The 12,577-nt window shown below is 64.8% G+C and carries 10 protein-coding genes; 3 read left to right on the forward strand and 7 right to left on the reverse strand.

The annotated features are described in order from the left end of the window. Positions 1-2: 2 nt before the first annotated feature. Genes V6M89_RS08520 through V6M89_RS08530 form a run of 3 tightly spaced genes read right to left on the reverse strand, consistent with a single transcriptional unit; the run spans position 3 to position 4,428 of the window. Positions 3-2,393, reverse strand: a complete 2,391-nt coding sequence (locus V6M89_RS08520) for an ABC transporter permease (RefSeq protein WP_332852783.1) — start codon at positions 2,391-2,393, stop codon at positions 3-5. 18 nt (positions 2,394-2,411) lie between these two features. Continuing rightward, positions 2,412-3,092 carry an ABC transporter ATP-binding protein gene (locus V6M89_RS08525; RefSeq protein ID WP_008443565.1) on the reverse strand — a complete coding sequence of 227 codons (681 nt, stop codon included), beginning with the start codon at positions 3,090-3,092 and terminating at the stop codon, positions 2,412-2,414. 31 nt (positions 3,093-3,123) lie between these two features. After that, complete coding sequence (locus tag V6M89_RS08530) at positions 3,124-4,428, reverse strand: efflux RND transporter periplasmic adaptor subunit (RefSeq protein ID WP_332852784.1); 1,305 nt, start codon at positions 4,426-4,428, stop codon at positions 3,124-3,126. Between the two features lie 201 nt (positions 4,429-4,629). Between V6M89_RS08530 and V6M89_RS08535 the strand changes: the two genes are divergently transcribed. Together V6M89_RS08535 and V6M89_RS08540 are read left to right on the forward strand one after the other, a co-directional pair. Then, a complete protein-coding gene (locus V6M89_RS08535; RefSeq protein ID WP_332852785.1) occupies positions 4,630-6,045 on the forward strand; it encodes a sigma-54-dependent transcriptional regulator in 1,416 nt (471 codons plus the stop codon). Beyond that, positions 6,035-7,279 (forward strand): sensor histidine kinase, encoded by a 1,245-nt coding sequence (locus V6M89_RS08540; protein ID WP_332852786.1) that lies wholly within the window; start codon positions 6,035-6,037, stop codon positions 7,277-7,279. Before V6M89_RS08535 ends, V6M89_RS08540 begins: the two co-directional genes overlap by 11 nt. Here the strand turns inward: V6M89_RS08540 and V6M89_RS08545 are convergent. From V6M89_RS08545 to V6M89_RS08555, 3 genes are all read right to left on the reverse strand, one after another. Next, a complete protein-coding gene (locus V6M89_RS08545) occupies positions 7,276-7,728 on the reverse strand; it encodes a GNAT family N-acetyltransferase (RefSeq protein ID WP_332852787.1) in 453 nt (150 codons plus the stop codon). The two genes, V6M89_RS08540 and V6M89_RS08545, sit on opposite strands and share 4 nt — an antisense overlap. A gap of 95 nt (positions 7,729-7,823) precedes the next feature. Then, positions 7,824-8,249 carry an organic hydroperoxide resistance protein gene (locus tag V6M89_RS08550; RefSeq protein WP_008443571.1) on the reverse strand — a complete coding sequence of 142 codons (426 nt, stop codon included), beginning with the start codon at positions 8,247-8,249 and terminating at the stop codon, positions 7,824-7,826. Positions 8,250-8,430: 181 nt separating this feature from the next. Then, positions 8,431-10,857: a penicillin acylase family protein gene (locus tag V6M89_RS08555; protein ID WP_332852788.1), complete on the reverse strand. Its 2,427-nt coding sequence runs from the start codon at positions 10,855-10,857 to the stop codon at positions 8,431-8,433. Positions 10,858-11,251: 394 nt separating this feature from the next. Between V6M89_RS08555 and V6M89_RS08560 the strand changes: the two genes are divergently transcribed. Then, entirely contained in the window at positions 11,252-11,881 is a 630-nt protein-coding gene (locus V6M89_RS08560) for a hypothetical protein (RefSeq protein ID WP_332852789.1), read from the forward strand. Positions 11,882-12,080: 199 nt separating this feature from the next. Here V6M89_RS08560 and V6M89_RS08565 read toward each other — a convergent pair whose 3' ends face one another. Further along, positions 12,081-12,521: a TIR domain-containing protein gene (locus tag V6M89_RS08565; protein ID WP_332852790.1), complete on the reverse strand. Its 441-nt coding sequence runs from the start codon at positions 12,519-12,521 to the stop codon at positions 12,081-12,083. Between the last annotated feature and the right edge of the window lie 56 nt (positions 12,522-12,577).

The following is a 12,577-nucleotide window of genomic DNA, read 5'->3' on the forward strand; positions in this document are numbered from 1 at the left end:
GTTCAGTCGCGCAGCGCCAACGCGGGCGACATGCGCAATGCCGTCACCGTGTGGCGGGTGGTGGCCAGCAGCGCCACCAGCAGCGCCATCGCCAGCGCCGCCGCCAGCGTCCAGACGCCGATGGGCGCGTGCTCGGTGTAGACGGCCAGGTAGCGCTGGATGGCCACCGCCGCCAGCGGCAGGCCGATCAGCGCACCGGCTCCCACCAGCGCCGAAAATTCGCGCCCCATCATCAGCGCGATGTCGATGCGGCCGGCGCCGTGCAGCTTGCGCATCACGATCTCGCGCCGGCTGCGCTGCACGCTGTAGGCCGACAGCACGTAGATGCCGAAGGCCGCCAGTGCGATGGCGATCACGCTGGTGGCCGCCAGTATCCGTATCAGCCGCGCTTCAGTGGCGTAGCGTTCTTCGAGCACGGCCTGCTGCGTCTTCATCTCCATGATGGCGTTGGGGAAGTGGCGGCGCCATAGCGGTTCGATCTCGCTGTACGCCGTCTCCAGGTTGTCGCTGGTGCGTATCATCAGCACGCCGCCGGGACGGACGAAATAGACGATCGCCTTCGATGGCTGGTGCAGTCCCTGGAAGCGCACGTCGGGCGCAACGCCGACGATCTCCATGCCGTTCGCCGCAACCTGTCCGACTGCGTCCTGCGGCGCCGCATACCCCAGCGCCAGCGCGGCGGCGGTGTTGACCACGACGCGCGGGGATTTACTGTAGTCGACATCCTGCGCCGCGTTGTACAGGCGTCCGTGCAGCGCGTTCAGGCGGTTCAGCTCAAACCAGTTGGCGCTGATGTTCTTGGCCTCCAATGGGATTTCGCGGCCGTCCCGGGTCGTCACGGTATTAATCAGCTTCATGCCGTCGCGGCCCACCGCCTCCGAAATGGACGACACGCCTTCGACGCGCGGCAGCCGGGCCAGTTGCTCCATGAAGGCGACAGCTCCCTGTTTGCCCTCCGCGTCGGACGGCAGGTCCAACACCAGCAGATGCGCGGCATCGAATCCCGGCGAGGCATGCATGGCGAACCAGGTCTGCCAGCCGACCGCCAGCGCCGTCGCCGACAGCGCCATCGCGCTGGAAAACTGAAGCACCGTCAGCACGCGCCGCACCCACAGGCCAGCCGCGGTTTCGCCGTTACCGCGCCCTGCCAGCGCGGGCCCCGGCAACGCGTGCTGCGCCAGCCACGCCGGATAGGCGCCTGCGCATCCGCCGATGAACATGCCGAAGACCAGCGCGACCAGGCAGCGCAAGGGCGTGAACATGCCGGCCAGCGGACGGTTCACCAGTTCGGAGAACGTCGGCAGCAGCAGCCAGGCCAATACCAGGCCGGCGATGGCAGCCAGCACGGAGGTCAGCACCGCCTCGCTGAGGAACTGGCGCACCAGGCGCATCGAACTGGCGCCCAACAGCTTGCGGATGCCGATTTCGCGCTGGCGGCGCAAGGTGCGCACCGTCGCCAGGTTGATGTAGTTGATCGCGGCCAGCAGCAGGATCAGGAAACCCGCCGCCGCCAGTCCGAACACGCTGCTGCGCTGGCCGTACTGCTCGCCCGCGCGGCTGTTGGCCAGGCCTTCGTCGAAATAGGCGTCGCGCAGCGGCAGCAGGCCGATATCGGCGACGTTGCGGCCGTTCAGGCCTTTGCCCATGGCGCTGGTTTTCACCCGCTGGTTGATCGGCGATTTTTCGCTGGCTTCCTGCAGCAGCGCCGTCAACGCCGCCATCGACGCACCGGGCTTGAGTTTCATGTAGACGGTGCCGCGTCCCCATTTGCTGATCGCGGTCTCGCGCTCCGGCCAGGCGCTGCTGCCGGTGCCGACCAGCGCCTCGTACTGCTGGCTGCTGTTGGTTGGTGGATTGGGCATCAGCGCCCGCACTTGCAATACCGTGCCGTCGATCCTGACGGTCTGGCCGAGTGCAGGGGCGTCGCCGAACAGTTTTTGCGCGCCGGCGCGCGTCACTGCAAGGCCGTCCGGCTGGGTCAGCGCCGCCGCGAGATCGCCCTGCAAAGCGACGATGCCGAACATGGTGCGGAAATCGGGATCGACCACTTGCAGCGCCAGCGCGCGCAACGCGTTACCGGTGCGAATCGGCGAGTCGATGGAGGCAGCGATGCTCGCTTCGGACACCATGCCGCTGCCGAGGGCGACGTCGCGCAAGGGGAAGAACGCCCTGGTTTGCCATTCCGGACGCGGGAAGACATTGATGCGCTGCTTGACCACGAGCACGCGGTCGTTGTCGGGTATGGCGCTGTTGAAGTTCAGGCAGAATTCGACAAAGCCGAACAGCAGGAAGCAGGCCGCAAAGCCGATGGCGAGACCGCCGATGACCACGGCGGAGTAGGCCGGCTGTTGCAGCAGCAGCCGCCAGCCTATGCGAAAGTCGCGCAGGTTCATGAAGGTGATCCTGACGCTTTAAGCGGCTTGCAGGACATCGACCATGATGCGGCCGTCCAGCAGATTCAGTGTGCGCGACGCCTGTGCGGCGTGGTCCGGCGAGTGCGTGACCATCACCACGGTGGTGCCTTCGGCGTTAATTTCGCGCAGCAGGCGCATGACTTCATCGCCGTGCGCGGTGTCCAGGTTGCCGGTCGGTTCATCGGCCAGCAGGACGGCGGGGCCGGCCACCAGCGCGCGCGCGATCGCAACCCGCTGCTGCTGGCCGCCCGACAGTTGCGAAGGACGGTGCGAGGCGCGGTGGCCCACGCCCAGTTTGTTGAGCATCGCCGTCACGCGTTCGCGCCGTTCGCGCGCCGGCGTGCCGTTGTATTCCAGCGCCAGTTCGACGTTCTCGAACACGGTCAGCTCTTCGATCAGGTTGAAGCTCTGGAAGATGAAGCCGATGCGGCCGCGCCGCAGCTGGTTCAGTTTCGATTCGCTCCAGCCGGCCACGTTCTGGCCCTCGAACCAGTATTCGCCGTGGTTAGGCACGTCCAGCAAGCCCAGTATGCCCAGCATGGTCGACTTGCCGCAGCCGGACGGTCCGGTGATGGCGACGTATTCGCCCGCTTCGATTTCCAGGTCGATGCGATCCAGCGCGGTGGTCTGGATTTCGCCTGCCTGGTGGATTTTGCTGATGCCGACGAGTTTGAGCATGGGGTTTGCCTTTAGTGATAGTTATGGGAATTTACTGCGTTATCTGCAGCCGTGGTGAATTTCCGTAGGCCGCATAGCTGGACAGGATCACCTTGTCGCCGGCGGCCAGGCCTTCCAGCACTTCGAGCTGGCTGTTGTTGCGGCGGCCGACGCGTACCGCGCGCCGCTGCGCCGTGCGGCCGCCGGCGTCCAGCACATAGACCCAGGCGCCGCCGCTGTCGTTGATGAAGGCGCCGTTCGGCAGCAGCAGCGCCTTGGCCGGCTCGCCCAGCGTGATGCGCGCGTCCAGGCTCTGGCCGGGATTGAGCACCGGCGGCTGGCCGCCGGTGAACACCAGCTCCACCATGAAGCGGCCTTCCTTGATCTGCGGGTAGATGGCGCGGATGTCGACCGCGTAGCTGCGCTCGTCCTGCTTGACGCTGCCGTGGCGGCCGACGGCCATGCGGTTCAGGTAGTACTCGTCGACGCTGGCGGAGAGCTTGAAGCGTGCCGGATCGTCGATGCGGCCGATGTTCTTGCCGGTGCTGATCGATTCACCCACCTGCAGGCGGAAGTTGGTCAACCGGCCGTCGACCGGCGCCCGCACGGCCAGCGCATCGACCGTGGCGGAGACCAGCTTCAGGCCGGAGTTCAGGCCGCCGATCGCCGCTTCCAGCTGCGTTGCTGCGTTGCGACGCACGCTTTCCTCGGTGCCGGAGGCGCGTTCTTCCTGCGCCAGCAGGCGGCGCTGCTGCTGCAGCTTGTCGGCCGATTCCTCCAGCGCGACGGCGGAGATATAGCCCTGCGCCGCCAGCCGCACATTGCGTTCGTGCTGCTTGCGGACCTGTTCCAGCGCGTACTGGAGGTCTTCGCGTCGGCGCTGGTGGTCGCTGGCGCTGGCCTCCTGCGCCACCCGCAGGTTGGACAGGTTGAAGATGCTGACCGCGTGTTCCGACTGGCGCGCCAGCAGTTCCAGGTTGCGCTGCGGGTTGGAGATGCGGAACAGCAGCTGGCCCTTTTTCACCAGCGTGCCGTCGATGGCGAAGACTTCTTCGACGCGGCCCGATTCGACCGAATCGAGTATCACGGAATTGAGCGGCTCCGCATTGGCGCGCATGACGATTTCGTCGACGAAGATGCCGTGCGCAGCCTGGCCGATGCGCAGGTCGGCGCCGTCGATCTGCAGGCCGCGTGGCATCCACGACCACAGGGCGTAGCCGGCCGCTACGACGGCCAGCGTGGCCGCCAGCCCGAGGGCGATGGCCTTGCCACGTTTGCGCGGCACCACGACGTCCATCGCCGCGCCGCTGGATGGCAGGTTGGAAGCAGAGGGGCCGATATTTTTTTTGATGTGCATGACAGCGATACAGCAAACCCTGTGCCAAGGCCAAAAAGCCCGTATCGACGGCCTGTTTGGCCCTCATAGGCGTTCAATGGCCGCCCGGTGTCCGCTTATGAACAGCGGCCACTGTTCGGAACTGAACACTTGCGGCGCGCGCCGAAGGCCTGCGGCCGGAAGCCATGTCCGGCGCCCGTTGGCGGCTGCTAGAATGCCTGCATGAACGCCTATGTACTGATACTCGATGATGACGCCGACGTCGCCACTGCCGCGCAGTTGCTGCTGCGGCGACGCTATGGCAAGGTCGCCACGCTGTGCGATCCTATGGGCTTGCCGGCCTTGCTGGCGCAGGGCGTGCCGGATGTGGTGCTGCTGGACCTGAATTTCACGCCCGGCTTCATCGACGGCGCCGAAGGCCTGGCGCTGCTGGATCTGTTGCGATCACAGGCGCAGCCGCCGGCGGTGATCGCGATGACCGCCTATGCCGACGTGCCGCTGGCGGTGGAAGCGCTGAAGCGCGGCGCCGGCGATTTCATCACCAAGCCGTGGGACAACGCGCGGCTGGTGGCCGCCATCGACCAGGCGCTGGCCCGCCGCGCCGCCATGCGCGGGCCGACGGCGGCGACGCCTGACCTGATGGGCGAATCCGCGGCGATGCGCGAGTTGAAGGCCTTGATCGCCAGCGTGGCGCCGACCGAGGCGAACGTGATGGTGCTGGGCGAGAATGGCGTCGGCAAGGAGCTGGTGGCGCGCGCCATCCATGCGCTGTCGCGCCGCGCGGCCGGCACGCTGCTGGCGGTGGACATGGGCGCGCTGCCAGAATCCACCTTCGAGAGCGAGTTGTTCGGCCATCGCAAAGGTTCGTTCACGGACGCCAAGGCCGATCGGGCGGGGCGCTTCCAGGCCGCGCGCGGCGGCTCGCTGTTCCTCGACGAAATCGGCAACATGCCGCTGGCGGCGCAGGCCAAGCTGTTGACCGCGCTGGAGCGGCGCGAGGTGACGCCGATCGGCGCCGACAAGCCGGAAGCCATCGACGTGCGCATTATCAGCGCCACCAACCTGGACGAGGCGCGGCTGTTCGATCCCGCCGTGTTCCGGCCGGACTTGCTGTTCCGCCTGAATACCATCGTGATCCGCGTGCCGCCGCTGCGCGAGCGGCGCGAGGACATACCGCTGCTGCTGGCGCATTATCTGAACTTGTACGCCTTGCAGTACGACCGGCCGGTCCGCAACGTGAACGCGGTGGCGATGGACGGCCTGTTGCGCCACGACTGGCCGGGCAATGTGCGGGCGCTGCGCCACGCCTGCGAACGTGCTGTGATCCTGGGGCAGGGCGCTGAATTATCGCTGGGCGATTTCGGCCTTGGCGCCAGCGCTGCGGCGCTGGACGATGGCGAAGATTTCATCGCATCGCCGGGCGTCGCAGCCGCCGCTCTAGCGCGCGGCGCCGTCAGCGGCTCCGGCAGCGGCGCCTTTAACGGCGCCATCGCCGGCGACATGACGCTCGACACGCTGGAACGCGAAGCCATTGCCTCGGCGCTGGCCCAGTTCAACGGCAATATCAGCCACGCCGCGAAATCGCTGGGCGTCAGCCGCGCCGCGCTGTACCGCAAGCTGGGCAAGCATGGCATCTGAACGCCTCCTCAAGCTGGGCGCTGCTGCCAGTGTCGCCGGCTTGATGGCGCTGACCGCCGTTGCCGACGTCATGTCCGCCACGCCCGAGCCGCGCCGCATCGTGCTGTGCTGCCTGGCCGCGCTGGTGCCTGCCGCCGCGCTGTGGCAATGCCTGCGCCGCCTGGCGCCCCGCACCCCGCGCATGGAAGCGCACGACAGCGCGATGCACTACGCCGCACCCGCAGGCCGCGAACTGGCCGACACCATCCACGCGCTGGAAGCCCGGCTCGAACACGCGCCCATCGCACTGTTCAGCATCCGGAACGCGGCCGGCGCCGGCGCGGTGGCGCCGCTGAACGCCAGCGCGCGCCGCCTGCTCGCACCCGGCCGTGCCAGCGCGCCGCAGGACCTGCACCAGCTGCTGGCCGCGCAGACGGCAGGCCAGCGGCAGCTGATCAGTTTTGACACCGAGCGTGGCGTGGAGCGCGCGCTGGTCGCCGTCGCCGCGTTGACGATGCAGGGTACGGCCCAGCGCCTGGCCGCGTTGATGCCGGTGGAAAGCGAACTGGAAGCCGAAGCCCTGAACGCATGGCGCGAACTGGTGCAGGTGCTGACCCACGAGATCATGAATTCGCTGACCCCGGTGGCGTCCTTGTCGCGCACCGCCTGCGGCTTGCTGGACGAAGCGGCGGCCGGACTGCCTGCCGATATCCACGCCGACCTGGGCACCGCGCTGGACGCCATCTCGCGCCGCGCCGCCAGCCTGGTCGATTTTGTCGGCAGCTACCGCAGCCTGTCGACCGTGCCGCAGGCGCAGCCGCAGCGCGTGCTGCTGGAGGAATTGTTCGATCGCCTGTCCATGCTGATTGCGCCGCAATGGCAGGCCCTGGGCGGAAGGGTGTCGTTTTCGGTGGAGCCGGCGTCGCTGGCGGTGATGATCGATCCCGGCCAGCTGGAGCAGGCACTCATCAACCTGCTGAAGAACGCGTCCGAAGCCATCACCGGCAAGGCGCCGGAAGCGCAGGTGCGCGCGCGCTTCAGTCGCGGCGGCCGTCTGCGCATCGAGGTGATCGACAACGGGCCGGGCGTGCCGGAGGCGCTGGCAGCGCACATCTTCACGCCGTTCTTCTCGACCAAAAAACAGGGCAGGGGCATCGGCCTGGCGATGGTGCGGCACCTGGTGCACGCCAACGGCGGCACGGTGCGCTACGCGCGCTCGGTCAGCGCCGGCGCGCGCTTCATGCTGACTTTTTAACGCACCATGTCGATGTGCAGGATGCCGTCTTCGTCGTATGGTTCGGTCACTGTCTTGAAGCCGAAGCCGCTGTAGAATTTTTCCAGGTGCGCCTGCGCGCCGATACGGAAGCCGTGGCCGGGATGCAGCGCTTCTGCCAGCGGAATCGCCTTGGCCAGCAGCTCGCGGCCGATGCCGCTGCCGCGCGCGGCCTGCGTGGTCAGCACGCGGCCCAGCGACATTTCGTCATACTTAACACCGGGCGGCACGCAGCGCAGATACGCAACCAGCGTGCGCTTGCCGTCGATCTCGCGCCATGCCATCAGGTGATGGCACTGCGGATCGCAGCCGTCGATGTCCGGGTACAAACAGGTCTGCTCCAGGATGAACACCTGCTGGCGTTGCAGCAGCACTTCATACCAGTCCAGGCGGGGGATGTCGTCAAAGGCTAGCCATTGCCACTCAATCATTGCGTGTCCCGATGCGGTTCAAAACAACGATTGTATGTGAAAAAAGGCCGGCGCCTCGGAGGAGGGGCCGGCCTTTCATTCGGGGACCGTATCGATTAAACGATGGTCAGGGTGACGTCGATGTTGCCGCGGGTGGCGTTCGAGTATGGGCACACGATGTGGGCGGCGGCGACCAGTTTCTCGGCTTCTGCGCGGTCCAGGCCTGGCAGCGAGATTTTCAGTTCGACTTCGATGCCGAAACCGGTAGGGATAGGACCGATGCCGACGGTGCCTTCCACCGAAACGTCCGCTGGGACGGCGATCTTGTCGCGGCCGCCGACGAATTTCATCGCGCCCAGGAAGCAGGCCGAGTAGCCGGCAGCGAACAGTTGCTCAGGGTTGGTGCCGACGGCGCCGGCGCCGCCCAGTTCTTTCGGGGTGGTCAGTTTCGCGTCCAGCACGCCGTCGGAGGAAACAGCACGGCCTTCGCGGCCACCGGTTGCTTTTGCGTTTGCGCGGTACAGAACTTGTTGGATCGACATGATGATTTCCTTTGAGTGAGGGAGAATGTTTAATTAACTATCTAATCGCTAGCTACTTACTTCTACTACTATCCGGCGCTGTTTGCAGCGCCCATGAACACACTATAGATCGTGCGCTATTTAATAGCAAGCGATTTTTGAAAATATTTTTGCGCTGGATGCGCGGCCCGGCGGCGCCTGTCTAGCGCGTTGCCGGCGCGAGCTCGATGACTTCCGTGGTCGCCTTGTCGATCGCCGCGCGGCTGTACAGCATCGGGAAGTAGCCGCCCCGCGCCCACAGCGGCGCCAGGTCGCGGTAGTGCGCGCTGTCCGGGTTGCCCGACTGGCCCGGCGCATTGACGATGCGCGAACCGTCCCAGTTGCCGACATCAAGCACCATGCGCACCGAAGCGCCAAAGGTCAGTTCGAAGTCGCTGGCGCGGTAGGCGGCCGCCATCGGCGTGTAGGACGAGCCTCCCATCGGACCTGCCTCCACGTTCATGCGCCTGGCGGTGGCCGCGTCGTACAGCTGGTCCATCGGGTGGTGGAAGACCGCGTGGTGCAGGGCGCCCCATTGCCAGGTCTTGGTGTCGGGGCCGAGCAGGCGCGTCGTTTCCGCCATGGCGGCCTTGAGCGAACTGCCGAGCACCTCGTCGCGCTGCGCCGGCGTGAGCCAGCCGGACGGCGCCGCCAGTGCTTCGAGTACGCGCGCCTGGTCGCCCGGCGCGGCCAGGGCAGCCGCGTCTTTGCTTAGCATGGCGGCCAGCGCGGCCGGGCGCAGATATTTCGACATCCACACTTCGTACAGCGCCGCCGCCGCACTGTCGGCGGACTCGCTGCCATCCCAGCCGCGCAGCAGTGCCAGTGCCGCGTCGCGGACCGCATCGCCGTTGGCTGGCAGATCCTTGAGCAGCGCGACGGCCTGGCGCGCGGGCGTCGACACGACATCGTTCTGCCATGCCTGCGCCTGCGCCACGCTGACTTTGGGCTGGGCCGCCAGCAGGGGATTGAGCCGCCGCGCGCGCGCGTTGTCGCTCCACTCGTAGCCGATGCCCAGCTTCGCGGCCGGGTGGCCGGGCGGGATGCCGTTCTCGTTGGCTGTGACGACAAAACCGGCAGCCGGATTGAGCACCGTCGGCAACTGGTCCATCGAGCGGTAGCCGGCCCATTCGTAACGGCCGTCGCCGGGCACCGGCGTCAGCCCGTCCCAGTTGGGCCGGATGGGCGTCAGGCCGACCGGATGCCAGCCGATATTGCCGCGTCGGTCGGCGTACACCATGTTCAGGCCGGGGGCGCCCCAGCGATTCAGTGCGCCGTTGAATTGGTCCCAGGTGTGCGCGCGCATCATGGCGACCGCGCCGAAGTAAGGCGCCATGCCCACGTCCAGCCAGGCGGCACGCAGGGCAAAGGCACGGCCGTCCGCCGCGTGCAGCACCGGGCCGTGGCGCGTGTAGTCGATCGTGACTGTGCGTGGCGTGGCTTCTCCCTTGACGCTGATCGCTTCCGTCACACGCTGCATGGGTTCCCAGCGGCCCTGGTAGCGGTATTCGCGCGCGTCGGCCGGATTGGTTTCGTACACGTACAGGTCTTCCTGGTCGATATAGAAGCGCGTGAGGCCAAAGCCGGCCTCCTCGTTGTGGCCGAGCGAAATGCCGGGCAGGAAAGGCTCGCCCGCGCCGATCACCGACAGTCCCGGCGCGTCCAGGTGCACGATGTAGCGCAGCGACGGCGCACCGTGCGCGCGATGCGGGTCGTTGGCCAGGATAGGGCGGCCGGTGCTGGTGCGAGAAGGCGCAACCACCCAGCTGTTCGAGCCGGTGCTGCGCATGCTTTCGCCGTCGGCCGGCTCCAGCGCATACAGCTCGGCTGCTGCCGGCGTGCCAGCCAGTTGCGCCGTGAACGCCTCTTTCGGAAAGCGCGCCACCGCCGTGGCCAGGCCGTAGGCCTTCTCGATGGCTGCCACGGGAATGTCGCACGGGTCGAGACCTTGGGCCAGTTGCGGCGTCACGGGCGGGTCGAGCTCGCGCCGCAGCCAGTCGGCACGCTCGCCGTCGGCCTTGCCTTTGCAGCGGGCTTGCGCGCGCGTCGCCTCGCCGAGGAAGTTGAGGGTCAGGCCGTGGTGACGGATGCGCACGATATCGTCCGCCTTCCAGCTGCCGGGGCGATAATCGAGGCGCTTGAATTCCGGCGGCAGCAGCGCCGGATCGCGCTCGGTCAGGTGCACATAGGCGTTCACGCCGGCGACAAAGGCCTCGGCCACGCGTTTGGCGTCGTCGCCATAGGCGATCCATTCGCGGTACATATCGCCGCGAAACAGGACCGCGCGCGCCATGCGGTCGCCCTCGGCGTAGGCGGGACCGAAGTCCTTGGCCATTTCACCGAGACCGCGCTTGCGCCACAGGTCCATCTGCCACAGCCGGTCGCGCGCGGCCATGAAGCCCTGTGCGTAAAAAGCGTCATACAGGCGCACGGCGTAAATGTGCGGCACGCCCCAGGTGTCGACCTGTATGCGCACCGGCGCCTCGAGGCCTTCGAGCGAGTAGCGCATCGCGCGCGGCGCCTCGGCGTGGGCGCTCAGTGCTGAGCATAGGGTCAGGGCGAGTGCAATGCGGGTGCCGACGACAGCCATCGGGATACCTCTAGGAGTGGGGCCACACCGAATGGCGAGGCGTTGCATCGATGCTAACACCCGCAACCGTGGCAAACAAGACAATACTTTTCAGCTACTGTGACAGGCCACGTTACCCGCACGTATATTGACAGCTGTCGCATAGCCCGGACTAAGCTGGGCATCAGGGCGGTGCTACAATGATTTGCATCGGAGAGGTCATAATGCCTAAGCTCAGTACACGGAAATCTTCCACAGACCAGTTCCAGACGAAACGGTCGGCAACTGAAGAGTTGGCCACGTTTCGCGCAGTCGTGGCTACACTCAAGAGCCATCCAGAAAAACTACGAAGTGTTGTCACCAAAGCGGGGATCACTACCCCCGCTGGCAACTTGAAAAGAGCGTACAAAGGCTGATGACAGCCAGTTCCCGCTACGAACTTCTTCCGAGTTTCCTCATCGGATTCCACGGTACCGATCAGAAAACGGCAGAGAAGGTTTTGTCGGGGAAAAGTCATCTCACCGTAAGCGAGAACGATTATGACTGGCTTGGTCATGGGATTTATTTCTGGGAATACAGCCCGCTCAGAGCGGAGCAGTTTGTTCGCGAAAAATTCAAGTGGCAAGGGCGCAAGGAAAAAGTGGCCGTTGTCGGAGCAATCATCGATCCTGGACTGTGCTTGAATTTGCTGGATGCCAGGGGGCTGAGCTACCTCGAAGTCGGTTACGACGCATTGTTGACAGCGCGCGGCGGAGTGGAATTTTTACCGAAGAATGGCGAAGGTAAGGAACTCTGGATGCGTAAATTGGATTGCGCTGTCATTAACACGGTACATGAGCTCAGAGCGGTCACCCGTACCGTCGAATGGCAGGAAGCAAACCCAGAGATAGCCCCGCTTCAGTCATATGACACGGTAAGAGGAGCCTTTTGGGAAGGTGGCCCGATTTACCCGGGGGCACGGATAGAGAGGAAGAATCACGTCCAGATCTGTGTAAGAAATTCCGCAAGTATCATCGGTTACTTCCGACCTATCCCAGACAGCTAGCTTGATCCTACCGCCTCACACCGAGCCGCGCCACTAGTCTTGAAAGTCCTTGTGTCGGTGGTTCGATTCCGGCTCGGGGTCACTGAGAATAGTGTCAAACAAAAACGCCAACCCATGCATGAACTGAACCCCAAAAGTTGGTGTCCAACTTTTGGGGTTCAGTTCAGACAGCTGGCGTTTCTGTTCTAAATTTTTTTGTCTATTTCCCCGCAGCCTTGGCGGCTTTTTCGACCCAATCCCCGAGATTGGTATAGCCATCGTCAGTTTTCCAAAGGTAAAAATCATATCCGGTAGGAATCTGCCCGCACCGCTCTGTCGTGTTCCCCTGCAGGTCCTTGATTTTGCTGATATCGATACCCAACAAGCCATTCCCCCTGAGTTTGCTTTGCTCAATTTCGTAGGCAACCCATTCGCTCTCACATGTCTTTTCACCAACCAGTACAACGGTTACAGTGGTGCCTTCCAGTTGGCCGTCAATCCAATCCCTGATCGCTTGCTTTCCTTTCTTCTTCACCTCTTCGAAGTCAGCTTTGTCAATGAATCCGGCAGTGTCCTCACCTTTTGTGATTGCACTATTTCGAACAACCATTGCCCTCGAGACGTCCTCATACTTGAAACTAAAAAATACCTTCCTTGCCATATGTTTCTCCAAGTAGTAAACCCACTTTGATTCTATCGACATGCCCTAGTGAGTAA

Source organism: Duganella sp. S19_KUP01_CR8 (genome assembly GCF_036688705.1).
GTDB lineage: Bacteria > Pseudomonadota > Gammaproteobacteria > Burkholderiales > Burkholderiaceae_D > Rugamonas.